The 24,594-nt window shown below is 70.5% G+C and carries 21 protein-coding genes and 1 pseudogene; 12 read left to right on the forward strand and 10 right to left on the reverse strand.

The window, feature by feature from the left end; translation table 11 throughout:
* Positions 1-28 precede the first annotated feature (28 nt).
* Complete coding sequence (gene pcrA, locus FCL41_RS12975) at positions 29-2,494, reverse strand: DNA helicase PcrA (protein ID WP_137065231.1); 2,466 nt, start codon at positions 2,492-2,494, stop codon at positions 29-31.
* 120 nt (positions 2,495-2,614) lie between these two features.
* On the opposite strand from pcrA, the gene FCL41_RS12980 reads away from it, so the two are divergent.
* The 4 genes from FCL41_RS12980 to FCL41_RS12995 are packed head-to-tail and all read left to right on the forward strand — an operon-like array spanning position 2,615 to position 6,078.
* Entirely contained in the window at positions 2,615-3,571 is a 957-nt protein-coding gene (locus tag FCL41_RS12980) for an ABC transporter ATP-binding protein (protein ID WP_239021642.1), read from the forward strand.
* On the forward strand, positions 3,564-4,460 hold the full coding sequence (locus tag FCL41_RS12985) for an ABC transporter permease (RefSeq protein ID WP_137065230.1): 897 nt from the start codon (positions 3,564-3,566) through the stop codon (positions 4,458-4,460). Before FCL41_RS12980 ends, FCL41_RS12985 begins: the two co-directional genes overlap by 8 nt.
* On the forward strand, positions 4,460-5,371 hold the full coding sequence (locus FCL41_RS12990) for an ABC transporter ATP-binding protein (protein ID WP_137065229.1): 912 nt from the start codon (positions 4,460-4,462) through the stop codon (positions 5,369-5,371). Before FCL41_RS12985 ends, FCL41_RS12990 begins: the two co-directional genes overlap by 1 nt.
* Positions 5,368-6,078: an ABC transporter permease gene (locus FCL41_RS12995; protein WP_137065228.1), complete on the forward strand. Its 711-nt coding sequence runs from the start codon at positions 5,368-5,370 to the stop codon at positions 6,076-6,078. The genes FCL41_RS12990 and FCL41_RS12995 overlap by 4 nt, the downstream gene beginning before the upstream one ends.
* 114 nt (positions 6,079-6,192) lie before the next feature.
* On the opposite strand, the gene FCL41_RS13000 is transcribed toward FCL41_RS12995, so the two are convergent.
* The 3 genes from FCL41_RS13000 to FCL41_RS13010 form a co-directional block, all read right to left on the reverse strand.
* Entirely contained in the window at positions 6,193-6,552 is a 360-nt protein-coding gene (locus FCL41_RS13000; protein WP_137065227.1) for a hypothetical protein, read from the reverse strand.
* A 62-nt stretch (positions 6,553-6,614) separates the two neighbouring features.
* A complete protein-coding gene (locus tag FCL41_RS13005) occupies positions 6,615-7,280 on the reverse strand; it encodes a LuxR C-terminal-related transcriptional regulator (protein ID WP_137065226.1) in 666 nt (221 codons plus the stop codon).
* A gap of 6 nt (positions 7,281-7,286) precedes the next feature.
* Positions 7,287-8,597 (reverse strand): ATP-binding protein, encoded by a 1,311-nt coding sequence (locus tag FCL41_RS13010; protein ID WP_137065225.1) that lies wholly within the window; start codon positions 8,595-8,597, stop codon positions 7,287-7,289.
* A 144-nt stretch (positions 8,598-8,741) separates the two neighbouring features.
* Here FCL41_RS13010 and FCL41_RS13015 point away from each other — a divergent pair, with 144 nt between their 5' ends.
* The 8 genes from FCL41_RS13015 to FCL41_RS13050 all read left to right on the forward strand — a co-directional run bounded on the left by FCL41_RS13015 (position 8,742) and on the right by FCL41_RS13050 (position 17,782).
* The gene (locus tag FCL41_RS13015) at positions 8,742-10,049 is read left to right on the forward strand and encodes a PspC domain-containing protein (protein ID WP_137065224.1); all 1,308 of its coding nucleotides are present in this window, start codon (positions 8,742-8,744) and stop codon (positions 10,047-10,049) included.
* Positions 10,046-10,393 (forward strand): hypothetical protein, encoded by a 348-nt coding sequence (locus tag FCL41_RS13020; RefSeq protein ID WP_137065223.1) that lies wholly within the window; start codon positions 10,046-10,048, stop codon positions 10,391-10,393. Before FCL41_RS13015 ends, FCL41_RS13020 begins: the two co-directional genes overlap by 4 nt.
* A gap of 165 nt (positions 10,394-10,558) precedes the next feature.
* Entirely contained in the window at positions 10,559-11,599 is a 1,041-nt protein-coding gene (locus tag FCL41_RS13025) for an LLM class F420-dependent oxidoreductase (RefSeq protein WP_137065222.1), read from the forward strand.
* A 159-nt stretch (positions 11,600-11,758) separates the two neighbouring features.
* Complete coding sequence (locus FCL41_RS13030) at positions 11,759-13,675, forward strand: AMP-dependent synthetase/ligase (protein ID WP_137065221.1); 1,917 nt, start codon at positions 11,759-11,761, stop codon at positions 13,673-13,675.
* A gap of 123 nt (positions 13,676-13,798) precedes the next feature.
* Positions 13,799-14,563 carry an SDR family NAD(P)-dependent oxidoreductase gene (locus FCL41_RS13035; RefSeq protein WP_175422351.1) on the forward strand — a complete coding sequence of 255 codons (765 nt, stop codon included), beginning with the start codon at positions 13,799-13,801 and terminating at the stop codon, positions 14,561-14,563.
* Positions 14,560-15,900, forward strand: coding sequence for a flavin-containing monooxygenase (locus FCL41_RS13040; RefSeq protein ID WP_137065219.1), 1,341 nt, complete (start codon positions 14,560-14,562; stop codon positions 15,898-15,900). The genes FCL41_RS13035 and FCL41_RS13040 overlap by 4 nt, the downstream gene beginning before the upstream one ends.
* On the forward strand, positions 15,897-16,829 hold the full coding sequence (locus tag FCL41_RS13045; RefSeq protein WP_212723072.1) for a bile acid:sodium symporter family protein: 933 nt from the start codon (positions 15,897-15,899) through the stop codon (positions 16,827-16,829). Before FCL41_RS13040 ends, FCL41_RS13045 begins: the two co-directional genes overlap by 4 nt.
* The gene (locus FCL41_RS13050) at positions 16,826-17,782 is read left to right on the forward strand and encodes an SDR family oxidoreductase (RefSeq protein WP_137065218.1); all 957 of its coding nucleotides are present in this window, start codon (positions 16,826-16,828) and stop codon (positions 17,780-17,782) included. The genes FCL41_RS13045 and FCL41_RS13050 overlap by 4 nt, the downstream gene beginning before the upstream one ends.
* 31 nt (positions 17,783-17,813) lie before the next feature.
* Here the strand turns inward: FCL41_RS13050 and FCL41_RS13055 are convergent.
* The 6 genes and pseudogenes from FCL41_RS13055 to FCL41_RS13075 all read right to left on the reverse strand — a co-directional run.
* A pseudogene (locus tag FCL41_RS13055) lies at positions 17,814-18,593 on the reverse strand (substrate-binding domain-containing protein); the annotation flags it as partial.
* A 31-nt stretch (positions 18,594-18,624) separates the two neighbouring features.
* A complete protein-coding gene (locus FCL41_RS17515; protein ID WP_239021643.1) occupies positions 18,625-18,843 on the reverse strand; it encodes a hypothetical protein in 219 nt (72 codons plus the stop codon).
* Between the two features lie 48 nt (positions 18,844-18,891).
* Positions 18,892-19,422, reverse strand: coding sequence for a hypothetical protein (locus tag FCL41_RS13060; RefSeq protein ID WP_137065216.1), 531 nt, complete (start codon positions 19,420-19,422; stop codon positions 18,892-18,894).
* Positions 19,419-20,993 carry a glutamine-hydrolyzing GMP synthase gene (gene guaA / locus FCL41_RS13065; protein ID WP_137065215.1) on the reverse strand — a complete coding sequence of 525 codons (1,575 nt, stop codon included), beginning with the start codon at positions 20,991-20,993 and terminating at the stop codon, positions 19,419-19,421. Before guaA ends, FCL41_RS13060 begins: the two co-directional genes overlap by 4 nt.
* Before the next feature lie 264 nt (positions 20,994-21,257).
* The gene (locus tag FCL41_RS13070) at positions 21,258-22,967 is read right to left on the reverse strand and encodes a GMC oxidoreductase (protein WP_137065214.1); all 1,710 of its coding nucleotides are present in this window, start codon (positions 22,965-22,967) and stop codon (positions 21,258-21,260) included.
* Complete coding sequence (locus FCL41_RS13075; protein WP_137065213.1) at positions 22,967-24,583, reverse strand: succinic semialdehyde dehydrogenase; 1,617 nt, start codon at positions 24,581-24,583, stop codon at positions 22,967-22,969. Before FCL41_RS13075 ends, FCL41_RS13070 begins: the two co-directional genes overlap by 1 nt.
* Positions 24,584-24,594: the final 11 nt, after the last annotated feature.

The following is a 24,594-nucleotide window of genomic DNA, read 5'->3' on the forward strand; positions in this document are numbered from 1 at the left end:
GGGCTCTCGTGCGTTCGTCGGGTGGAAGTCAGAGCTTCTCGAGCGGCGCGTAGCGCAGCAGCAGCCGCTTGACCCCGGCCGAGCCGAAGTCGACCGAGGCGACGGCCTTCTCGGCCATCCCTTCGAGCGCCACGACGGTCCCCATCCCGAAGGAGTCGTGCACGACCCGGTCACCGGGCGCCAGGGACGGGATGTCACGAGCTGACTTGGCCTTGGAGGCGGCGTCCATCCGCGCGGCCGCCGAGGAGAAGTTGCGGCGACCTGCGTCCGTGGGGGCACCCGTGCGCGTACTCGTGTTGGCGAAGGCGTCGGAGCGTCCCCACCGCGGCGCCTGGTCAGCGGTGCGCTTCCAGTCGACGAGGTCGACGGGGAACTCGTCGATGAAGCGCGAGGCGGGATTGTGCGACGGCGCACCCCAGGCCGAGCGGACGACCGCACGGGAGACGTACAGCCGCTCACGGGCGCGGGTGATGCCCACGTAGGCGAGGCGTCGCTCCTCCTCCAGCTCGGTGGGGTCTCCGAGGGCGCGCTGGTGCGGGAAGATCCCGTCCTCGAGGCCGGTGAGGAAGACGACGGGGAACTCCAGCCCCTTGGCCGTGTGCAGGGTCATCAGGGTCACCACGCCCGCGTCGCCGTCGTCGTCGGGGATCTGGTCGCTGTCGGCCACCAGGGCGACCCGCTCCAGGAAGTCCGCGAGACCGGGGGCGACCGTGCCCGCCTCGACGTCGGCAGGGTCGGCCGAGGGACCGGCCTGCGGGTCCTCGGAGAACTCCCGGGCCACCGCCACGAGCTCGGCGAGGTTCTCCACGCGCGTCCCGTCCTGCGGGTCGTCGGAGGCCTCGAGCTCGGCCAGGTAGCCGGACCGGTCGAGGATCGACTCCAGCACGACGTCGGGGCGCTCGTCGGCCTCCACCATCTGCTGGACCTCGGTCATCACCTCCACGAAGCCCTGGATGTTCTTCAACGACCGGGTCGCGATGCCGGGCGCCTGGTCGGCCTGGGTGAGTGCCTCGAAGAACGTGATCCGCTCGCGCTCGGCGTAGGCCGCGACGCACGCCTCGGCCCGGTCGCCGATCCCGCGCTTGGGGGTGTTGAGGATGCGCCGCAGCGAGATCTCGTCGGCCGGGTTGACCAGCACGCGCAGGTAGGCCAGCGCGTCACGGACCTCCTTGCGCTCGTAGAACCGGACGCCGCCCACGACCTTGTAGGGCTGGCCGGTGCGCATGAAGATCTCCTCGAAGACCCGCGACTGGGCGTTGGTGCGGTAGAAGACCGCCATGTCGCCCGGGCGGTGGCCGGCGTCGACCAACCGGTCGATCTCGTCCGAGACGAAGCGCGCCTCGGCGTGCTCGTCGTCGGCCACCCACCCGACGATCTTCTCGCCGTCACCGGAGTCGGTCCACAGTCGCTTGGGCTTGCGGCCCTTGTTGTGGGAGATGACCTGGTTGGCGGTGGCCAGGATCGTCTGCGTGGAGCGGTAGTTCTGCTCCAGCAGGATCGAGGTGGCGTCGGCAAAGTCCTTCTCGAAGTCGAGGATGTTGCGGATGTTGGCGCCGCGGAAGGCGTAGATCGACTGGTCGGCGTCACCGACCACCATCAGCTCGGCCGGGGGGACGCGCTCGGCGCGCCCGTCGGTGGCGCCAGCCTCGGGGGCGTCGGCGCAGAGCTGGTGGATCAACGCGTACTGCGCGTGGTTGGTGTCCTGGTACTCGTCGACGAGCACGTGGCGGAAGCGACGGCGGTAGGTCTCGCGGACGTCCGGGAAGGCCATGAAGAGGTGGACGGTCGACATGATCAGGTCGTCGAAGTCCATGGCGTTGGCCTCGGCCAGGCGCCGCTGGTAGGCGCGGTAGGCCGACACGTACGCCTCCTCGAAGGCGTTCTTGGCGTCCTTGGCCGCGGTGTCGACGTCGACGAGCTCGTTCTTGCGGTCGGAGATCCAGTTGAGCACGGCCTTGGGCTGGTACTTCTTCGGGTCGAGCTCGAGGTCCTTCAGCACGAGGCCCATCAGCCGCTTGGAGTCGGCGCTGTCGTAGATCGAGAAGCTGGACTTGTAGCCCAGCTTGTCGGCCTCCTTGCGCAGGATGCGCACGCAGGCCGAGTGGAAGGTGGAGACCCACATCAACCGCGCCCGCTTGCCCACCAGCTCCTCCACGCGCTCCTTCATCTCGGCCGCGGCCTTGTTGGTGAAGGTGATCGCGAGGATCGAGCCGGGGTGGGCACCGCGCTCGGCCACCAGCCAGGCGATCCGGCGGGTGAGCACCCGGGTCTTGCCGGAGCCGGCGCCAGCGACCACCAGCAGCGGCGTCCCCTGGTGGACGACGGCCGCGCGCTGCGGGTCGTTGAGTCCCTCGAGCAACGCCTCACGCGACGGACCACGGCGGGCCGGGGCCCCCGTACCGGCCCCAGCGGCGGAGGGCCCGGAGGACCGCTCGCGGCCGGCCCGGGAGGTCTGCAGGTGCTCGAGTCCGGGGAGGGTGAAGGGGCTTTCCATGGTGTCCCCAACCCTACGGCCCCACGCCGACCGTCCTGGTCTCTCCTCGCCCGGGCCCCTCAGCCCTGTTGCGCGGCCCACTCCTCCCCGCCGGACGCGGCGCACGGATAGGCTGCCCGTGTGACGTCAGACCATCCCGAGCACCCTCCCGAGGCCCCCGTCATCACCACGACGGGGCTGTCCATGGACTTCGGTCGCGTGATGGCCCTGCACGAGCTGACGTTGTCGATCGGCCCGGGCGTGACCGGCCTGGTCGGCGCCAACGGCGCCGGCAAGTCGACGCTCATCAAGATCCTGCTGGGCCTGCAGACCCCCACGGCGGGCACCGCGACGGTGCTCGGCCACGACGTCGCCCGTGAGGCGGACCGGATCCGCGCCCTGGTCGGCTACATGCCCGAGCACGACTGCCTCCCGCCCGACGTGACGGCCAGCGAGTTCGTCGTCCACCTGGCACGGATGTCCGGCCTGCCCGCTGCTCCCGCTCGGGAGCGCGCCGCCGACACCCTGCGCATCGTCGGCCTCGACGAGGAGCGCTACCGGCTTCTCGGCGGCTACTCGACCGGCATGAAGCAGCGGGCCAAGCTGGCCCAGGCGCTGGTGCACCACCCGAGCCTGGTCTTCCTCGACGAGCCCACCAACGGCCTCGACCCGGCGTCGCGCCTCGACATGCTCCGGCTCGTACGCCGGATCAGCACGGACTTCAAGATTCCGGTGCTCGTCACCTCCCACCTGCTCGGCGAGCTGGAGCGCGTCAGCGACCACGTCGTCGTGCTCGACGCGGGGGTGCTGCTGCGCTCCTCGGCCACGAGCCAGTTCCTGGAGGGCACCGGCGCCACCATCGTCGAGGTGCTGGGCGGCACGGTCGAGCGCGACCAGCTCGGCAACGCCCTGGCCGCCACGGGTCTGAGGTGCCATCCGCGCGGCACCAAGGTGCGGATCGACACGCCCCCTCCCGGCGTCGACGTGCACCGCCTCGTACGCGACACGGTCACCGACCTCGACCTGGCGCTGGTCAGGATCGAGCCCGACCACGGCCACCTCGAGGACGTCTTCACGCAAGGAGCGCACCGTGTCTGACCCGGCCACTCCCGCGGCTCCTCCCGGCGGCGTCATCCACGACATCGGCTACCGGGCCTACGACGGTCCCCGGGAGTCCAACGGGCGCATCGCCCTCTCCCTCTTCGTCACCTCGCTGCGCCACGCGTACGGCCTGGGTCGCTCCGGGCGCTCGAAGGTGCTGCCCGTGCTGCTCGGGGTGCTGACGCTGCTGCCGGCCGCGATCATGGTCGGCGTGGTCGCCATCGTCGGCTTCGACTCCCAGGTGATGAGCTACACCGCCTACACCTCGACGCTGCAGGTGCCGATCAGCGTCTTCGCCGCGGCGCAGGCCCCGGTGATCTTCTCCCGCGACCTGCGCTCCCGCTCGATCGTGCTCTACCTGGCCCGCCCGTTGAGTGCAGCGGCCTTCACCCTGACCCGCTGGGCCGCCTGGGTGACGGCGCTGCTGATCTTCATCCTGGCGCCGCACGTGGTGCTCTTCGGCGGGGCCCTGCTCAACGGCCTGGACGTCAGCGACGAGCTCGAGCTGCTCGGCAAGTCGCTGCCCCTGTCGCTGCTGCTCGCGCTGCTGCTGGGCTCGATCAGCGCCCTGGTCTCCAGCATCGCCCTGCGCCGCGGCTTCGGGGTCGTCGGCACGATCCTGGTCGTCCTGGTCAGCAACCTGGCCGTGCAGATGGTGCAGGGCGTCGCCTACACCACCGACCACCCACGGGTCGGGGAGCTCGCGGCGATGTTCTCGCCGTGGTCGCTGGTCAACGGGCTGGGTGCCTACATGGACGCCGGCAACAACGTGATCACACCGCCCGACGGCGCCGGCACGGTCACCCTGCTCGTCGTCGTGGCCCTCGTGGTCGTCGCACTGCTGGTCCTCGGTCTGGTCCGGCGCTTCAGGAAGGCAGGCCGCTGATGACCGAGCTCGTTCTGGACAAGGTCTCGCGGTGGTTCGGCAACGTGGTGGCGGTCAACGACGTCACCATGCGGATCGGCCCCGGCGTGACCGGCCTGCTCGGCCCCAACGGCGCGGGCAAGACCACGCTGATGGCGATGATGTCCGGCTTCCTCGCTCCCTCCGCCGGGACGGTGACCCTCGACGGCGAGCCGGTGTGGCGGAACACCGACGCCTACCGCCTCCTGGGCCTGGTCCCCGAACGCGAGATCAGCTTCGGCTACCTCACCGGCCGCCAGTTCGTCCGGGCCAACGCCGACCTGCACTCGATGCCCGACGCGGCCGCGGCCACGGAGCGCGCGCTCGAACGGGTCGCGATGGTGGAGCCCGCCGGCCGCAAGATCGACACCTACTCCAAGGGCATGCGCCAGCGGGTCAAGATCGCGGCGGCGCTGGTGCACGACCCGGCCGTGCTGATGCTCGACGAGCCGTTCAACGGCGTCGACCCGCGCCAGCGCATGGAGCTGATGGAGCTGCTGCGCCAGATGGGCGAGGACGGGCACACCATCCTCTTCAGCTCCCACATCCTCGAGGAGGTCGAGCGGCTCGCCCGCCACATCGAGGTCGTGGTCTCCGGGCGGCACGCCGCCTCCGGCGACTTCGGGGCGATCCGCCGGCTGATGACCGACCGCCCGGTCCAGTACTTCCTCCGCTCCGACGACGACCGGGCCCTGGCGACCCTGATGGTGGCCCAGCCCTCGGTGCGGGCCGTCCGCTTCACCGAGGCCGGCATCGACGTCGAGGTCTCCGACCTCGGTCGGTTCGCCCACGGACTCCCCCGCTGGGCGCGTGAACGCGACATCGCGCTGCTGGAGGTCTCGCCCAGCGACGAGTCCCTCGAGAGCGTCTTCTCCTACCTGGTGGCCCGATGAATCCGACGATCCTGCGACTCGCCCTGGCCGCCCTGGCCGGCCGCAAGCGCTTCATCATTCTCCTGCTCTTCCCGGCGGCCCTGGTCGGACTGACCATCCTGGTGCGGATGCTCACCGACGAGCCGGCTGCCGCCACGGACACGTTGTTCGGGCTCGGGCTCTCGGTGGTCCTGCCGTTGCTCGCACTCGTCGGCGCCAGCGCGGTGATGGGGCCGGAGGTCGACGACGGGTCGATCGTCTACCTGCTCGCCAAGCCGATCAGCCGCCACTCCGTGGCGACCAGCAAGTACGCGGTCGCGCTCGGTGCCGTCCTGCTCCTGGGACCCGTGCTGATGCTGGTCACCGGACTCGCCGTCAACCCGGACGACTCCTCGACCCTCGTGGCGCGCACGGTGGGTGCGGCGCTGAGCGCGGCGGCGTACGCAGCGTTCTTCCTGACGCTGAGCACGGTCTGGAAGCACGCCGTGGTGGCAGGGCTGCTCTTCGTGCTGCTGTGGGAGGGCACGCTGGCCAACGTCTTCTCCGGAGTGGCGTGGCTCAGCATCTACCAGTGGGGCAACCGCGTGGCCGCGGCGCTCAGCGACGACGTGTCAGGACCCGACATCGCCCTGTGGTGGGCGGTGGCGGCGCTGCTGGTGGTGATCGTGGGCGGGGTCTGGTTCACCGGCGACCGGCTGCGGTCCTTCTCCCTCAAGGGCGACGACTGACCAACCACGGGGCGCACGACGAAGGCCCGACATGGCGTACCCCCCGACATGGCGAACGGCCGCCGCCCCGAGGGGCGGCGGCCGTCTGCGTGAGGACGTGGGTGGAGCCAGGGATCAGTAGCCGTGCTTGGCGTTCCAGAAGAGCGCCAGCACGATGTTGAGGACGGTCATGGCCAGCAGGGCCCAGTAGAGACCGTTGGGGATGCGCGGCTTGCGCAGGTTCATCATGATCAGCACCAGCAGCACGAGCGTGATGGCGAACTTCACGCCGATCTTGTCGTGGGCAACGGCGCTGTCGCCGGCCTCGAGGACGCCGACCAGGCCGATGCCGGCGACGAAGGCCGTGCCGACGCCGTCACGCATGAGCGCGTTGACCTTCTTCTCGGGATCACGCACCTGGACCAGGAGGCCACCGAGGAGCGCGGAGAAGCCGAGGACGTGCACGAGCAGCAGGACGAGACCCAGGGTGTTCATGGGCGTCAGGGTACCCAGTACCGACAAGGTGTCGGAAAAGGCCGCCGCCCCCTTGGGTGCGCTCAGAGCAGGCGGCGGTCCGAGGCCCACTTGGTGAGCTCGTGACGCGAGCTCAGCTGGAGCTTGCGCAGCACCGACGACATGTGGGTCTCCACGGTCTTGGTCGAGATGAAGAGCTCCTTGGCCACCTCCTTGTAGGCGTAGCCGCGGGCGATCAGGCGCATCACCTCCCGCTCACGCTCGGTGAGGCGGTCGAGGTCCTCGTCGACGGCAGCCACCTGGATGGAGCCGGCGAAGGCGTCGAGCACGAATCCGGCGAGGCGCGGAGAGAAGACGGCGTCGCCGTCGGCCACCCGCCTGATCGCGTCGACCAGCTCAGGGCCCGTGATCGTCTTGGTCACGTAGCCCCGGGCACCACCGCGGATGGTGCCGATGACGTCCTCGGCCGCATCGCTCACGCTGAGCGCCAGGAACCGGGGTGCGCCGCCGGGCATGGCGGCGTGGACGCGGCGCATCACCTCGACGCCCCCGCCCCCGGGCAGGTGCACGTCGAGCAGGACCACGTCGGGTGCCGTCTCCGCGATGCGTGCCACCGCCTCGTCGACGTCGGCCGCCTCAGCGACCACGTCCACGACGGCTCCGGCCGCCGCCGACTGCAGCTCCGCCTTGACACCCACCCGGAACATCGCGTGGTCGTCGACCACCAGCACCTTCACCGGATCACCCATGCGTCCTCATGCCTCCTCGCCGACCGGCATGCTCAGCCGGACCTCCGTGCCTTCGCCGGGGGCCGAGCGCACCTGCGCCGTGCCACCGTGTCGGGTCATCCTGTTGATGATGCTGTGCCGCACACCGTGGCGATCCTCCCCCACGCTCCCGGGGTCGAAGCCGACGCCCCGGTCACGCACGAAGACCTCGACGCCGTGCTCCGTGGTCTCGGCGAAGACGTCGACCCTGGCGGTCCCGGCATGCTTGGCCGAGTTGACCATCGCCTCACGGGTCGCCTGGACGAGGGGACGCATCGACTCGTCCATGGCGCGGTCGCCGACGGTCACGAGGTCCACGACGACGGCGTGCTCGTCCTCCACGCGACCGGCGACCTCCCGCAGTGCACCCGCCACGGTCGCCGCGTCGGCGGCCTCGCCGGTGTAGAGCCAGGCGCGCAGCTCACGCTCCTGCCCGCGCGCCAGACGAGCGACGAGCGTGGGGTCGGAGGCGTTGCGTTGGATCAGCGCCAACGTCTGCAGCACCGAGTCGTGCAGGTGCGCGGCCATGTCGGCACGCTCCTGGGTGCGGATGCGTTCAGCACGCTCGGCCCCGAGGTCGGACGCGAGCCGGACCACCCACGGCCCCACCACCACCGCCAGCCCGGCGATGCCGAGCAGCGTGGCCAGCCAGACGTCGCGCGCCACCTCGACCCGGCCCCCGGTGACGGCGAAGAGAGCAGTGGCGACGACCACGAGGCCGGCGCCCGCGGCGAGACGGACGTACGACGCCGTCGTGCCAGCACCGAAGATGGCCCGGAAGGGGTCGACGCGGCCACTGGAGTCGAGCCACCGCTCTCGCTGCGCCTCGTCAGCCTGTCGCCAGAGCAGGGCCACGCCGACCCCGGCGATCAGCACCGGGAAGACGATGGCACCGCGCCCCAGCACCGTCTCCACCATGAGCACCAGACCGATGCCCAGGACGCCCAGCGCGAGGGCCTGGCCCATGTCGCCGAGGCGGTGGCCGAGGCCGGGACGCTTGCCGGTGCGGGTGGCGCTCTCCAGGCCGGGCGCCGACTCCTCGAACCGGGCGTCGGTGGGGAGGAAGAGCCACAGCGCGGCGTAGAGCACGGTGCCGAGACCACTCAGCGCGGTGGCCGCGAGGAAGCCCAGCCGGATCCACAGCACCGGGAGGCCGAGGTGCTCGGCCAGGCCTGAGGCGACGCCGCCGACCAACGGGTCGGTGGAGTTGCGCGTGGCACGGCGCCACTGCGGTGCAGCCAGAGGCTGCTCCGTGGCGTGCGCGTGTGCCGTCGGTGCGGCGGGATCGGGGGCGTTCATCGTGGCTCCATCGTGTCAGGCGGAGCGGTGCGCGACCATGAGGGCTGACCCCGAGCCGACCCTGAGGTGCCCCGGCATGCCCCGGTGCACGTTCAGGGTTCTTCCCGATGGCGCGCAGCGGAGTCGACGACGAGGCTTGGAGACATGGACCAGACGACAGACCCGACTCCCGGGCAGCCCGGCGCCGCCGGAGCCGACGCAGCACCCGGTGGCCCCATGCCGCAGGACGGCCCCCACGTGGACTGGGAGCACGTCAAGGACGTGAACCGCATGCACCGACCGGCCGACCGCATGGTCGCCGGTGTGGCCTCAGGCCTGGCTCGTCACTTCAACCTCGATCCGCTCGTGCTGCGGGTGGCCTTCGGCGTGCTGGCGCTCTTCGGCGGCGCCGGGATCCTGCTCTACGCGGCGTTGTGGCTGCTCCTGCCCGAGGACGGAAGGACGGACGCCACCATCCCCCTCGACGAGCGGAACCGCAGCGTCGCCCTGGCCGTCGTCGCCGCCCTGGCCTGCCTGGCGCTCGTGGGTGACTCGTGGGGCCTCTACTGGTTCCCGTGGCCGCTCGCGGTGGTCGCGGTCGTCGGCTGGTTCCTCTACTCGCGCCGCGCACCGCACCAACGAGCCGCCACCCCACCGCCCGGCACGCCGGGAGGCATGGCGTACGCCGCTGGGGCCCCGGCGGACCCGACTCCGGCACCGGCTCAGGCCGCACCGGCGCGGGCACCGGTCGCAGCATCGCCAGGTGCACCGGGAGCGCCCCCGACGGGGCCGGGCCCCACAACGTACGCGTGGACTCCCACGCCCCCACCCGCCCCGCGGCCCCCGCTGGCCCGTCCGCGCGACCCACGACGGCGTGGTCCGGTGCTCTTCTGGTTCACGCTCGCCCTGGTCGCGCTGGCGATGGGCGTGCTAGGCACCGTCGACCTGGCTGGCGTGGCCGTGCCCGCCAGCGCCTACCCGGCGTTGGCGATGACGATCTGCGCGGCGATGCTCGTCCTCGGCGCCTTCTGGGGCCGGGCCGGGGGCATCATCGCCCTCGGGCTGGTCGCTGCGGTCGCCACCGCGGGCGCCCTGACCGCGGAGCGCTGGGACGACCAGGCCGGTCGCGAGGTCAACGCGCCCACGGCGGCCAGCGAGGTCCGTGACCACTACGACTTCCGTCGCGGCGAGCTGAGGCTCGACCTCACCGACGTCACCGACCTCGAGGCCCTGGACGGTCGCGACGTCCTCGTCGAGGCGGGGGCGGGCCGCATCGTGCTCGTGCTGCCCGAGGAGCTGCGCGTCGACCTGCGCGCCGAGGTCGGCGGTCCGGGCGCCATCATGCTCCCGGACGGGCAGGAGCGCGGCGGCATCGCCGTCAGCACCCAGACCTCGGTCGGCCCCGACGAGGGCCCACGCATGGAGATCACCGCCGAGCTCGGCGTGGGCGAGATCGAGGTGGTGCAGCGATGAGCACCGACGGACCCGGCGCACAGGAGGAGTGGACGATGGAGACGAACGACGTGACCGTCCCGGTCGAGGTCGGCACGACGAGCCGTGGGGGCCGCCACCCCGTCAACCTCACCCACCTGATCATGGGCGTGGCCTTCGCCGCCTTCGCGCTGATCTGGGTCGCGGTCACCGCGGAGTGGTTGCCTGTCGACGACCTGCGGTGGGTGCTGCCGCTCCCGTGGCTGCTCGCCGGTTCCGCGGGTCTGCTCGCCGCGACCTTGGGCGGCCGGCGCAGCGAACGCGGCCCGGAGCTCGGGGGCGACGCCGGGGTGGTCGGGGACCACCGCGTCGACCCGCGCCCGTAGGAAGGCCCCGCCCCGGACGAGGTCGCCCGGTGGCGACTTGTGCAACAAGTTGCACACACCTGCTCGAAACCCTTGCCATCGTGACAGTGGCTCTGTCAGAGTCCGGGGTGGGCGCCTGTCCGTCGGGCCGCCCACGACCGCAGACGCAGCCAGAATGAGGTGCCCGTGAAGCTCGCCACCATGCTCATGTACGACGGCAATCCCCGCAGCGCGGCGGACACCGTCAGCTCCTACGAGAAGGCCGGTCTCGACACGGTCTGGGTGGCCGAGGCCTACGGCTTCGACTCCCCCACCCTGATGGGCTACCTGGCCGCGAAGACCGAGACCATCGAGATCGGCTCGGCCATCCTCAACATCTACTCGCGTACGCCCGGTGCCCTGCTGCAGACCGCCGCCGGCCTCGACAACGTCTCCGGGGGTCGTGCGATCCTGGGCCTCGGCGCCTCCGGCCCGCAGGTCATCGAGGGCTTCCACGGCGTGCCCTACCGCAAGCCGCTGGCCCGCACGGCCGAGATCATCGACCTCGTCCGCCGCGGACTCAAGCGCGAGGTGCTCACCAACGACGGCGAGTTCCAGCTGCCGCTGACCAAGGAGCGCGGCGCCGTCACCGGGCTGGGCAAGCCACTGAAGCTGCTCACCCGCCCCGAGCGCGACACCATCCCGATCTACATCGCTGCCCTCGGCGCCAAGAGCGTCGAGCAGGCCGCCACCATTGCCGACGGCTGGATCCCCCACCTCTTCCACCCCGGCAAGGCCGATCTCGTCTGGGGCGACGCCCTGGCCGCCGGCGCGGCGAAGCGCCAGGAGGGTCTGGCGCCGCTGGAGATCGTCGCCAACGTGATGGTCGCCATCGGCGACGGCCCGGAGACGAAGCAGATGCTCGACTTCGCGCGTCCGCTCTTCGCCCTCTACGTCGGCGGCATGGGCGCCAAGGGCAAGAACTTCTACAACGACATCGCCAAGGCCTACGGCTACGAGAAGGAGGCCGAGGAGATCCAGGAGCTCTACCTCTCGGGCAAGAAGCGCGAGGCCGAGGCCGCCGTGCCGCTGGAGTGGCTCGAGGCCGCCAACCTCGTCGGCCCGGAGTCCTACGTCAAGGAGCGCATCGCCGCCTTCCGGGAGGCCGGCGTGACCAACCTGTCGGTCACCCCCGCCACCGCCGACCCGGTGGCCACGATCGAGCAGATGAAGGGGCTCGTCTCCTGACGTCAGCCAGCACGACAGCCCGCGCGGCCCGGACCGACCGGTCCGGGCCGCCGTGCTTTTCTCGGGCTTCCCCTCGAAATTGTCGCCCGCTTCAGTGAGACTCACCTGACACCGTCTCGTGACGCAGGTCACAGGCTGATATCCATGGAGGGAAATCTGATGACGGACGTACTCACCGAGAGAGCGCGTGTCGAACGAATCCTGGGCGGACACACCCTGGTCGACCACCTGGCCTCCACCGCCTCGCAGTTCCCCGACGAACCCGCCTACTCCGACCGGCACGAGGTCAGCGAGGGCTGGCGGACGCTCTCGTGGACCCAGACCCGCGAAGCTGCCCTCGACGTGGCCGCCGGTCTCATCGCACTGGGGGTCGAGCCCGGCCAGCCCGTGGCGATCATGGCGACCAACCGCATCGAGCACGTGCTCGCCGACATGGGCGCGGTGCACGCCGCCGCCATCCCGATGTCGATCTACAACACCCTCTCCCCCGACCAGGTGGCCTACATCGCCGACCACTCGGGCACCCGTCACGTCATCGTCGAGAGCGCCGACCACCTCGCCCGCTGGTCCGGGGCGCTGGTCGACGCACCCGACACCACCGTGGTGGTCATCGACGAGGCGGCCATGCCCGAGGGCGACCACTTCCTCTCGTGGTCCCAGCTCGTGGCGGCCGGCGCCGCACTCCGCCGCGACCGCGCCGGAGCACTCGAGGCACGCGCCGAGGCCGTCACGCCCAGCACACCGGCCACGATCCTCTACACGTCGGGCACCACCGGAAACCCCAAGGGCGTGGTGCTGACCCACCACAACGTGCTGTGCGAGGCACAGACCACCATCGAGGCCGCCGGACTCATGGGGCAGCGCCAGGTCCAGATCAGCTACCTGCCGCTCGCCCACATCGCCGAACGCGTCCTGGGCGTCTACGGCCCCACTCTCCAGGGGAGCCACCAGTACTGCATCGGTGATCCGGCCCAGCTCGTCGCGACCCTGGGCGAGGTGCATCCCACGGCCTTCTTCGGCGTCCCGCGCGTGTGGGAGAAGATCCAGACCGGAATCTCGGCCAAGCTCGCCGCCGACCCCAACCCCGACAACGTCACGCTGGTGCAGGAGTCGATGGCAGCCGGCCTCGCCTGGGTGCAGGCGCAGGAGACCGGCGGCACCATGACGCCGGAGATCGAGGAGAACTACCGCAAGGCGGACGAGGCGATCCTGGGCTTCCTCAAGCTCCTCCTGGGGCTCGACCAGGCCCGCTGGTGCGCGTCGGCCTCCGCGCCGATGCCCGTCGAGACCACGAAGTTCATGGCAGGACTCGGCCTGCGGGTGTACGACGTCTACGGCATGACCGAGACCTGCGGGGCGGTGACGGTCAACGGTCCTGACCACTTCCGCATCGGCAGCGTCGGCGTCCCGACACCGGGCATGGAGGTCATGCTGGCCGACGACGGCGAGATCCTGGTCCGCGGCCCGGTCAACACGCCGGGCTACTACCGCCAGGACGAGGCGACACGGCAGCTGATCGACTCCCAGGGGTGGCTGCACACCGGCGACATCGGCACCCAGGACGAGGACGGCTTCTTCTACGTCGTCGACCGCAAGAAGGAGCTGATCATCACCTCGGCGGGCAAGAACATCGCGCCCTCCAACATCGAGAACCATCTCAAGGAGTCGCCGTTGATCGGCCACGCCATGGCGATCGGGGACAACCGCCCCTACGTGGTGGCCGTGCTGACGCTCGACGGCGAGGTCGCCCCGGTCGTCGCGGAGCGGATGGGCCTGGAGTTCACCTCCCTGGCCGACCTGTCGGCCAAGGCCGAGATCCGTGCCCTCGTCCAGGCCGCTGTCGACAAGGCCAACGAACGCCTCTCGCGCCCCGAGCAGGTCAAGGCCTTCGCCCTCCTGGCCCACGAGTGGACCGCCGAGTCCGAGGAGCTCACCCCTTCGCTCAAGCTGAAGCGCCGGGTCGTGCACCGCAAGTACGCGGACGTGGTGGACGAGCTCTACGCCGAGGGCGATCGAGGCGGCACCGGCAAGGAGAGCGTCCCCGACGCCGCAGTCGAGTCCTCGATAAGCGAGTAATTCACTTTACTTACTCATTTCAAGGTAGGTTCCCGCGAGATGCGCACCCCGTCGACGACGGGGTGCGCATCGCCGCCCGAGGCGGCCACGTCGTGGCAGCCACTCACGCCCACAGGAGGACAGGTGCCCAGGACAAGCCCTGGCAGGGACCGCCCGGTGGCGGTGATCACCGGAGGCTCCGGCGCCATCGGCACCGCTCTGGCCCACCGCCTCGACGAGGCCGGTTGGAGCGTCGTCTGCATCGACCTCGGTGCCGACCAAGGCCCTGACGACCCCACCTTCCTGGCGTGCGACATCACCGACGACGCGGCCGTACGCAGCACCTTCGCCGCCGTCGAACAGCGCTACGGCCGGCTCGACCTGCTGGTCAACAACGCCGGCATCTCTGCCATCGGGCGTTTCACCGACCACGACGTCACCACCCACGCGAAGGTGATGGCGGTCAACTACCTGGGCGCCGTCTCCTGCACCCAGGCGGCGCTGCCGGCCCTGACACGCAGTCACGGCAGGGTTGTCGTCACCAGCTCGGTCACCGGGTTCGCCCCGGTGCTCGGCAGGCCGGCGTACGTCGCCGCGAAGCACGCAGTGACCGGCCTCTTCACGGCCCTGCGGCCCGAGCTCGCCGCCTCGGGCGTCGGCGTGACGCTCGTGCACCCGACGTTCGTCACCGGCGGGATGTCCGAGGCCGCCGGGCGTGCCGACGGGACCGAGCGCAGCACCACCGGGGGCGAGATCACGCCCGACGACGTCGCCCGCGCGATCGTCGACGCCGTCACCCGCGGGACCGACCAGGTGTTCGTCGGGCGCTCTGCCCGCGCCGCGTGGCACCTGTGGCGGCTCGCACCCCGCACCTACGTCCGCACCATGACCAGGAGGTTGTCCCAGTGAGCCCCACCGACCAGTTGACCTGGGCCGTCATCGGCGCCGGTCCCACCGGCCTCGCCGCGGCCCGTGCCCTCCAACGGCACGAGCTGCCGTGGGCAGGCTACGAGGCCGCCAGCGGCGTCGGAGGGCTCTGGGACATCTCCTCCCCACGCAGCACGGTCTACGAGTCGGCCCACCTGATCTCGTCGCGCACGACCACGGAGTTCGCCGAGTTCCCGATGGAGACCTCGGTCGCGGACTACCCCGACCACCGCGCCCTCAAGCGCTACTTCGACGCCTACGCCGACCACTTCGGCCTGCGTACGGGCTTCGCCTTCGACACCGAGGTGACACGGGTCGAGCCCTCGGGCACCGAGTGGCTGGTCACCAGCACCGGGCCGGAGGGCACGACCACCCGCCGCCATGCCGGCGTGCTGATCGCCAACGGCACGCTCGCCGAGCCCGCCGTGCCGACCTTCGAGGGCAGCTTCGACGGCGAGGTGCTGCACACGAGCCGCTACAAGAGTGCGCGCACCTTCGCCGACCAGCGGGTCCTGATCATCGGGGCCGGCAACTCCGGCTGCGACATCGCGGTCGACGCCGTGCACCACGCCGCCTCGGTCGACCTGAGCGTGCGGCGCGGCTACTACTTCGTGCCCAAGTACATGCTCGGCAAGCCGTCCGACACCCTCAACCAGGGCAAGCCGATGCCCCGGCGCATCAAGCAGGCCCTCGACAGCCGGTTGCTCCGACTCTTCACCGGCGACCCGGTGAAGTTCGGCTTCCCGAAGCCGGACTACAAGATCTACGAGTCGCACCCGGTGGTGAACTCCCTCGTCCTGCACCACGTCGGCCACGGCGACATCGACGTACGCGGTGACGTGGCGCGCTTCGAGGGCCACGACGTGCTCTTCAAGGACGGCACCCGCGGCACCTACGACACCGTGGTGCTGGCCACCGGCTACCACCTGCACTACCCGTTCGTGGACCCCGCGCACCTCAACTGGACCGGTCCCGGGAGCGGCACCTCCCCCGACCTGCACCTCAACATCTTCCCGGGCGTACGAGGCCACGAGGCCACCCGCAACCTCTTCGTCCTCGGCATGGTCGAGGCCTCGGGCCTCGGCTGGCAGGGGCGCTACGAACAGGCCGAGCTGGTCGCCGGCTACCTCGCCGCCCGCGGTGAGGCACCCGAGCGGGCCGAGGCCCTCGACGCCGCCATCGCAGGGCCACGTCCCGACCTGACGGCCGGCTACCGCTACCTGGGGCTCGAGCGGATGAGCTACTACGTCAACAAGGACGCCTACCGCACCGCCGTGCGCGAGGCGTCCGCAGCGCTGCGGACGGAGGTCACCGCATGATGCTCCTGGCAGCCGACGACGTCGACGGCATCCGGATCGCCTTCGAGGAGGGGTCGCTGACGACCCTCAAGATCGTGATCGGCGCGATCCTCTTCGGCATCGCGCTCGACACCAAGGTCGAGGACTTCAAGCTCGCGCTCAGGCGCCCCGGCACGATCGCCATCGGCGTGGTGGCGCAGTTCCTGCTGCTCCCGGCGCTGACGTTCCTGCTGACGCTGCTGCTCGACGTCCGGGGCTCCGTGGCGCTCGGCATGATCCTGGTGGCGTGCTGCCCGCCCGGCAACGTCTCCAACATCCTCACGCACCGCGCCCGCGGCGACGTGGCACTGTCAGTCTCGATGACGGCCGTCGGCAACGTGCTGGCGATCTTCCTGATGCCCCTCAACGTGGCCTTCTGGGGCGCACTGCACCCGACCGGGCGCAAGGTGCTCGAGGACATCGAGCTCTCCGCCTTCGACATGCTCGTCGAGGTCGGGCTGGTCATCGGCGTCCCCTTCGTCGCCGGCATCACGATCGCCCACTTCTGGCCGCGCTTCGCGCAGCGGGCCGGCCGCCTCGTGGGTCCGGTCGCCTTCCTCGGCCTGGGAGCGGTGATCGTCGTGGGCGTCGCCAACAACTGGTCGATCTTCGTCGACCACATCGGGGTCGTCCTGGTCGCCGTTTTCCTCCACGACGCACTGGCGCTGGCGCTCGGGTGGGCCATTGCCCGAATGACGCGCCTGCCCGAGGCGAGCACCAAGGCGATGACGTTCGAGGTCGGCATCCGCAACGCCGGCCTCGGTCTGCTGCTCGTCTTCACCTACTTCGACGGCCTCGGCGGCATGGCGCTCGTGGCGGCCTGGTGGGGCATCTGGGACATCATCGCGGGACTCGCGCTCGCCCAGTGGTGGGGCGTCCGCAGCCGCACGAAGGTCGAGGTCGTCGCATGAGCCTCACGGTGCTGGTGACCGGCGGCAGCGGCTTCCTCGGCACCTCCGTGGTCCGCGGTCTCGCCAGGCGCGGCCACGCCGTGCTCTCGGCGGACCTGCGCCACCGCGGCGAGGCGCCGGCCGGTGTCGAGCAGCTGACGATGGACGTCACGGACGCGGACGCCGTCGAGGCGGCGTTCGCCCACCACGACGTCGACGTCGTCGTCCACCTGGCCTCCATCGTGACGCCGGGCCAGGACTCGGACGTCGACCTGGAGTACGCGGTCGACGTCACCGGCACCCGCCACGTGCTCGACGCCTGCCTGCGCCACGGCGTACGCCGCGTGGTCGTCTCGTCGTCGGGTGCGGCGTACGGCTACCACCCCGACAACGGCGCCGCCCACGGCGGCTGGCTCACCGAGGACGACCCGGTCCGGGGCAACCACGAGTTCGTCTACAGCCGCCACAAGCGGCTCGTCGAGGAGATGCTGGCCGAGCTGCGCACCACCCACCCCGAGCTGGAGCAGGTCGTCCTGCGCATCGGCACGATCCTCGGCGAGTCGGTCGACAACCAGATCACCGCGCTCTTCGAGAAGCAGCGGTTGCTCAAGATCCGCGGGGCCGAGTCACCCTTCGTCTTCATCTGGGACACCGACGTGGTCGGCGCGATCGAGCGGGCCGTCACGGGCGAGGTGACCGGCATCTTCAACGTGGCCGGCGACGGAGCCCTGACGATCGACGAGATCGCCGCCCGTCTGGGCCGCGGCACGATCGCCGTTCCCGAGCCGCTCATGAAGGTCGTGCTGGGCGTCGGTCGGCGCCTCGGGGTGAGCCGCTACGGCCCGGAGCAGACCGTCTTCCTGGCCCACCGTCCGGTGCTCGACAACACCCGCCTCCGCACGGTCCTGGGCTACGTGCCGGAGAAGTCCAGCGCCGAGGCGTTCGACGCCTGGCGAGTGGCGCGGGGCCTCTGAGGTCTCCTGGCGGCAGGACCTCGCGTGACCCTCAGCGGAGGGCGAGCTCCTCGCAGGACTTCAGGAGATTCTTCGGGCAGAGCTGGTCGAGGGTGTAGACGCCGTCACGCAGGACCGTCTGGGCTACGGTGTCGCGGGTGACGACGACCGGCTCCACCAGCAGCGCGGGGACGCCGTCGTACTCGGTGGTGTCCTCGGGCTCCTCGTCGAGCATCAGGTCGATCGCGAGGTCGGCCGCTCGCTGGGCCATCGTCTTGATCTGCTTGTAGACCGTGAGCCCCTGGGTCCCGGCGATCACGCGCTCCACCGCCGACAGCTCGGCGTCCTGTCCGGTGACGAAGGGATAGTTCTTGCCCCGGACCTTCAGCTCGGAAAGGGCCTCGACCACGCCTGCGGCCTGGGTGTCGTTGCCCGCGAGGATCCCGTCGACCCGGCCGATGCGACCCTTCTGGTCCAGCACGAACTTCTTGGCGGCGTCCGCGCTCCAGGTGTCGGGCGAGGCCTGGGCCAGGACCTTCACGCGGTGGCGCTTGAAGACCCCGAGGGCGGCCTCCCTGATCGCCGCGGCGTTGGCGTCACCGGCAGCGCCGTTGACCATGAGCACGCGGGAGCGGCGACCCTTCGCGTCGACGATGCCCTGCGCCATCATGCGACCGATGACCGCCGGGTCGGCGGAGACGAAGTAGTCGGCGCCCGGCAGGAACCGGTCGTAGGCGACCACCGGCACGTCACCGGCCTCCTCGACCAGCTGGCCTGCCGCCTCACTGTCGACCGCGTTGAGCACGATCACGTCCGCGCCGTCGTCCAGCGCCTCACGGAACTGCTCCGCCTGTCGGTCGGCGTCACGATCCGCGTAGGAGACGTAGTCGCACCCCTGGCAGGCGTCCCTCGACGTGCTGGGAGAAGACGGGCTCGTCGATCTCGGTCCACCGGCTCGCCTGCGACGAGGCGAGCAGCAGAGCCACCACGGCCTTGTCGGGCTTGACGCAGCCAGTCAGGCCGACCGCGCACATCGCGCACGCGGCGGCGAGAAGGAAACGCAACCACAACTTGTTGCCCATGACCCACCATCTTGTCAGAGAGGGGAAGAAGTGGCCCTGCCCCCGGGGTCAGCTCACCCCGAGCCCGACCCGCACCACGTGCACCGCGTCGGCCATGATGCGCCGTACGGCCTTGAACTCGGCCGGAGTCCACTGCAGCTTGTAGGTGTCAAGCCCGTAGACGCTCGGGATCGTGGCCTTGGTGAGCTTCTCGTAGCACTCGTCGGCCAGGCGCCCCTTGTCGTGGAAGGGGATGTCGAGGGTGTGGGAGACGTCGGTGGCGAAGTTCCACAGGAACATCGCCGACTCGGGGGCGACGGGCGCACGCTCGCTCTCCAGTCGCCGCTGGGCGCCGCTGAAGTCCATGAGGGTGGACTGGTCGGAGGTGATGCCGGCATCCCAGTCGATCTCCCACCCGGCCTCCTCGGCGTGGGCGACGGCCGCCTCGACGGACTCCCAGGTCATGAGCCGCCCGTCATGCGCTGCGAGCACCTCCCTGTCGCCCTCTCCCTTGCCCCACCAGAGCACGACGTCGCGGCCGTCGAAACGGATCACGACCGCCTGACCCGGGTCGGGGACGACGAGGGTGGGGCTCTTCACTCCCACTCGATCGTGCCCGGGGGCTTCGAGGTGATGTCGATGGTGACGCGGTTGATCTCCGCGACCTCGTTGGTGATCCGGGTGGAGATCTTCTCCATGACCTCGTAGGGGAGGCGCGCCCAGTCGGCGGTCATGGCGTCCTCGGAGGTGACCGGGCGCAGCACGACAGGGTGGCCGTAGGTACGTCCGTCGCCCTGGACGCCGACCGAGCGGACCTCGGCCAGCAGCACGACCGGCATCTGCCAGATCTCACGGTCGAGGCCGGCCTTGGTCAGCTCCTCGCGTGCGATGGCGTCGGCCTGACGGAGCGTGTCGAGACGGTCCTTGGTGACCTCGCCGATGATCCGGATGCCCAGGCCGGGGCCGGGGAACGGCTGGCGCCACACCATGCGCTCGGGCAGGCCCAGCTGCTCACCGACCGCACGTACCTCGTCCTTGAAGAGGGCACGCAGCGGCTCGACGAGCGCGAAGTTGAGGTCGTCGGGGAGTCCGCCGACGTTGTGGTGCGACTTGATCGTGGAGGTGCCGGCGCCACCACCGGACTCGACGACGTCGGGGTAGAGGGTGCCCTGCACCAGGTAGGCAGTGGCCTCGCCCTCCCCCTCCGTCACAGCGTCGCCGAAGACACGCACCTGGGCGGCCTCGAAGGTCCGGATGAACTCGTGGCCGATGATCTTGCGCTTGGTCTCCGGCTCGGTGACCCCCGCCAGTGCGGTGAGGAACTGCTCCTCGGCGTCGACCACGTCGAGGGAGTCGAAGACCTCCTCGAAGTCGCGGCGGACCTGCTCGGTCTCGCCCTGGCGCATCATCCCGTGGTCGACGTAGACGCAGGTGAGGCGGTCACCGATCGCGCGCTGCACCAGGGCCGCGGCCACCGCGGAGTCCACGCCGCCCGAGAGCGCGCAGATGGCGCGGCCCTCACCGACCTGCTCGCGGATCTTCTCGACCTGCTCCTCGACGACGTTGAGCATCGTCCAGGTCTGGCGACAGCCCGCGATGTCGTGGAGGAAGTGCTCCAGCACGCGCTGGCCGTGCTCGGAGTGCAGGACCTCGGGGTGCCACTGCACGCCTGCCATGCGGCGCTCGAGGTCTTCGAAGGCGGCCACCGGGGTGACCTCCGTCGACGCCAGGACGGAGAAGCCGGTGGGCGCCTGGGTGACGGTGTCACCGTGGCTCATCCACACGTTGTGCTGGACGGGCAGCTCGGCGAGCAGGGTGCCGGGCTGGCTGATCGTCACGGGCGTACGTCCGTACTCGCGCGTCCCGGTCGAGGCGACCTCGCCGCCGAGGCCCTGGGCCATGAGCTGGAAGCCGTAGCACATGCCGAAGACCGGCACGCCCGAGGCGAAGAGGGCCGGGTCGAGGGCCGGGGCACCCGCTGCGTAGACGCTGGAGGGACCACCCGACAGGATGATCGCGGCGGGGTTGCGAGCCAGCATGTCCTCGACGGTCGTGCCGTGCGGCACGATCTCGGAGTAGACCCTGGCCTCGCGGACGCGACGGGCGATCAGCTGGGCGTACTGCGCCCCGAAGTCGACCACCAGGACAAGATCGTGTTCAGGCGCAGTCATACCCCCGATCCTATCCGGCCGACGTAGCTCACGAGCCGCTGAGGTCGCCACGGCGACCTTCCCGGAAATGCACCAGGGCCCGACCGGGAGGGAGGGTGGCCGGGCCCTGACTGCCCACCAGGTCAAGGACCGGCTGGGCACGACCCGCGCATCAAAGGGAGGGAGAGATGTAGCGGGCCTGCAGGGCAATCATGACCCAGACCCCGTGTCGTCAGGCCAAATTCAGCAAAACCTCAACTTTTTTCTTGACATGTAGGACACCCGTCAGGTGATGGACACCACAGGCAGTCGCAGCGCAGCCGGGGCCGCTTCCGGCACCGCGGGTCGCCGCGGAGCGACGGGACGGATCGGCCGGTAGGCCTCCCCCAACGCCGGCCGCGCGTCAGGCTCTCCCTTGTTGGGCCAGTACGCCATCGCGCGCTCCGCCTGGGCCGTGATCGTGAGCGACGGGTTGACCCCCAGGTTGGCGGAGATCGCCGAGCCGTCGACGACGTGGATCCCGGGGTGCCCGAAGGCCCGCTGGTAGGGATCCACCACACCGTTGTCCGGACTGTCGCCGATGGTGCAACCACCGATGAAGTGGGCGGTGAGGGGTCGGTTGAAGGGCTCACCGATGGAACCGCCGGGCGTCCCGCCGAGAAGGTCGGACATCCGCCGCGTCGCCTCGTACGCCACCTTGATGTAGGTGGGGTTCGGCTCGCCGTGACCCTGGACGCTCGACATGCGCCAGCCGAACGGCGTCTTCGCCGGCACGGTGGTGATCGAGTTGTCCTTGGTCTGCATCACGAGCGCGATGATCGCCCGCTCCGACCAGTGCTTGAGGTCGTAGAGGTCGAAGACCTCCGCGCGCTTCGCCCACATCTCCTTGACCCAGTTGAGCGCCCGGTTCTGGCCCGGGACGTCGTCGACGAGCACGGTCTGGAGCAGCGACATCACGTTGCTGCCGTGGCCGTAGCGGACCGGCTCGATGTGGGTCTCCGCGTCGGGGTGGATCGAGGAGGAGATGGCCACGCCGTAGCTGTAGTCGACGCTGCGGTCGGGAGCGATCGCCCCGAGGATGGCCTCGGAGTTGGTGCGGGTGAGCACGCCGAGACGGTCGGAGATGTGCGGCAGGTCGCCGCTGCTCTTGAGCCGGTGCAGCAGCTTCTGGGTGCCCAGCGCGGCGGCCGAGAAGATCACCTGGTCACACGTGAAGCTCTTCACCGCCGTACGCCGCGAGAGCTTCGCCTTCGTCCAGCGCGCGGTCACCTCGTACCCACCCTCGGCGCGGGGTCGCACCCGGGTGACGGTGGTGAGCGGGTGCACGACGGCGCCCATCTGCTCGGCCAGGTGGAGGTAGTTCTTGACCAGCGTGTTCTTGGCGTTGTGACGACACCCCGTCATGCACTCGCCGCAGTTGAGGCACGTCCGCCGGGACGGGCCGACGCCGCCGAAGAACGGGTCCGCGACCTCGCTGCCCTCGTCCTGTCCGGGACCACCGAAGAAGACCCCGACCGGGGTGGGGTGGAAGGAGTCCGCCACGCCCATCTCCTCGGCAACCTTCTCCATCACGTCGTCCGAGGGCGTACGCACGGGGTTGGTCACCACGCCGAGCATCCGCTTGGCCTGGTCGTAGTAGGGCGCCAGCTCCGACTTCCAGTCGGTGATGTGGGCCCATGACGGGTCGGAGTAGAAGGGGTCGAGCGGTTCGTAGAGCGTGTTGGCGTAGACGAGCGAGCCGCCGCCGACGCCGGCTCCTGCCAGGATCATGCAGTCACGCACCATGTCGATGCGCTGGATCCCGTAGAGGCCGGCCGCCGGCGCGAAGAGGTAGCGCTTCAGGTCGAACGACGTGCGCGGGAAGTCCTCGTCGGAGAAGCGGGCGCCCGCCTCCAGGACGGCGACGGAGTAGCCCTTCTCGCTCAGGCGCAGCGCGCTGACCGAGCCGCCGAACCCTGAGCCGATGATGACGACGTCGTAGTGCGGCACGACCATCAGGCGCGGCCGAGCTTCTTCAGCACCTTGAGGCTGCTGGTCATGATGGCCGCGTACCTCTCCTCGGAGATGCCGAACGGCGGCGCGATCGCCGGGCCGCGCTGCGTGCCGACCGACTGGGTCTCGGTGTAGCGCAGGATGCCCTCGGCACCCTGGCGACGACCCAGGCCCGACTCGCGCATGCCACCCATCGGGGCGGCCAGCGAGCCGAACGCGGCACCGTAGGGCTCGTTGACGTTGACCGTGCCCGCCTTGACCCGGCGAGCGGTGGCCCGGGCACGCTGGTGGTCACGGCTGTAGATCGAGGCGTTGAGGCCGTACGTCCCGTCGTTGGCCCGTTCGACGGCCTCGGACTCGTCGTGGAAGCGGTAGAGCGAGACGAGGGGACCGAAGGTCTCGGTGCCGAAGCAGGTCATGTCGGGCGTGACGCCCTCCAGGACCGTGGGCTCGTAGTAGTAGGGGCCGAGGTCGGGCCGGGCCTTGCCGCCGGTGAGCACGGTCGCTCCCTTGGCGACGGCGTCGGCCACGTGGGCCTCGACGGTGTCGAGCTGGGCCTGACTGATCAGCGTGCCCACGTCGACCTCCCAGCTGGTCGACGCGCCCAGGGTCATCGCCTCGGTGCGCGCCACGAACCGCTCCACGAACCGGTCGTAGACCTGGTCGGCCACGAAGATCCGCTCCATCGAGATGCAGAGCTGGCCCGAGTTGGAGAATGCTCCTCGCACTGCGCCTTCGGCGGCCCGTTCCACCGACGCGTCGCGCAGGACGAGCATCGGGTTCTTCCCACCCAGCTCCAGCGAGCAGCCGATGAGGCGCTCGGCGCACTGGCTCGCGATCAGCTTGCCGGTGCGGGTGGACCCGGTGAAGCAGATGTAGTCGGCCGCGGCGATCATCGGCGTACCGACGTCGGCGCCCGCGCCGGAGACCACCTGCCACAGGTCGGCGGGGAAGCCCGCCTGGTCCATCAGCTCGGCGCCCAGCAGGCCGGTGAGGATGGTCTGCTGGTCAGGCTTCGCGACCACCGCGTTGCCGGCGGCCAGCGCCGGGATGCCGTCGCACAGCGCCAGGGTGAACGGGTAGTTCCACGGCGAGATGATGCCGACGACGCCCTTGGGGATGCGGTTGACCTCGACGTGGGTCAGCACCGGGAACATGCCCGGGACCCGCGTGGTGGCCAGGTGCTGGGCGGCCGTACGCCCGTAGTAGCGCGCCGTCATCGCCAGGTGGGCGACCTCGAGGAAGGCGTCCTTGCGGGCCTTGCCCGACTCCAGGCAGATGAGCTCGCAGATCTCCTCGCGGCGCTCCAGGACGACGTCGTGCAGGCGCAGCAGGATCTCCTGACGCTCCGCCACGGGCACCAGCTCCCACGCACGCTGCGCAGCCCGGGCCCGGGCGAAGGCGCGCTCGACGTCGACGACCTCGCTCTGCGGGATCGCGCCGAGCGGCTGGCCCCCCAACGGCGAGACGTGCTCGACCGTGCGTCCGGACGAGCTCGGAATGCGTGCGGTCAGTCGTGCGACGTACGCCAGGTCCAGCGCGTAGGTCGCGTCAGTGTGGAGCTCGGGGTCGCGCGGGCCGTCGGTCACGGGGCCGCGGGAGGAGGGCGTGGCACTCATGTCCCGAGAGT

The organism is Nocardioides jishulii (assembly GCF_006007965.1).
GTDB classification, from domain to species: Bacteria; Actinomycetota; Actinomycetes; order Propionibacteriales; family Nocardioidaceae; genus Nocardioides; species Nocardioides jishulii.

Coding starts and splice junctions, on each gene's coding strand:
- FCL41_RS12995 (WP_137065228.1), top strand. CDS start 5,368: ATGAATCCGACGATCCTGCGACTCGCCCTGGCCGCCCTGGCCGGCCGC.
- guaA (WP_137065215.1), bottom strand. CDS start 20,993: ATGACTGCGCCTGAACACGATCTTGTCCTGGTGGTCGACTTCGGGGCG.
- pcrA (WP_137065231.1), bottom strand. CDS start 2,494: ATGGAAAGCCCCTTCACCCTCCCCGGACTCGAGCACCTGCAGACCTCC.
- FCL41_RS13020 (WP_137065223.1), top strand. CDS start 10,046: ATGAGCACCGACGGACCCGGCGCACAGGAGGAGTGGACGATGGAGACG.
- FCL41_RS13005 (WP_137065226.1), bottom strand. CDS start 7,280: ATGGGTGATCCGGTGAAGGTGCTGGTGGTCGACGACCACGCGATGTTC.
- FCL41_RS13010 (WP_137065225.1), bottom strand. CDS start 8,597: ATGAACGCCCCCGATCCCGCCGCACCGACGGCACACGCGCACGCCACG.
- FCL41_RS13050 (WP_137065218.1), top strand. CDS start 16,826: ATGAGCCTCACGGTGCTGGTGACCGGCGGCAGCGGCTTCCTCGGCACC.
- FCL41_RS12990 (WP_137065229.1), top strand. CDS start 4,460: ATGACCGAGCTCGTTCTGGACAAGGTCTCGCGGTGGTTCGGCAACGTG.
- FCL41_RS13045 (WP_212723072.1), top strand. CDS start 15,897: ATGATGCTCCTGGCAGCCGACGACGTCGACGGCATCCGGATCGCCTTC.
- FCL41_RS13075 (WP_137065213.1), bottom strand. CDS start 24,583: ATGAGTGCCACGCCCTCCTCCCGCGGCCCCGTGACCGACGGCCCGCGC.
- FCL41_RS17515 (WP_239021643.1), bottom strand. CDS start 18,843: ATGGGCAACAAGTTGTGGTTGCGTTTCCTTCTCGCCGCCGCGTGCGCG.
- FCL41_RS13070 (WP_137065214.1), bottom strand. CDS start 22,967: ATGGTCGTGCCGCACTACGACGTCGTCATCATCGGCTCAGGGTTCGGC.
- FCL41_RS13030 (WP_137065221.1), top strand. CDS start 11,759: ATGACGGACGTACTCACCGAGAGAGCGCGTGTCGAACGAATCCTGGGC.
- FCL41_RS13015 (WP_137065224.1), top strand. CDS start 8,742: ATGGACCAGACGACAGACCCGACTCCCGGGCAGCCCGGCGCCGCCGGA.
- FCL41_RS13000 (WP_137065227.1), bottom strand. CDS start 6,552: ATGAACACCCTGGGTCTCGTCCTGCTGCTCGTGCACGTCCTCGGCTTC.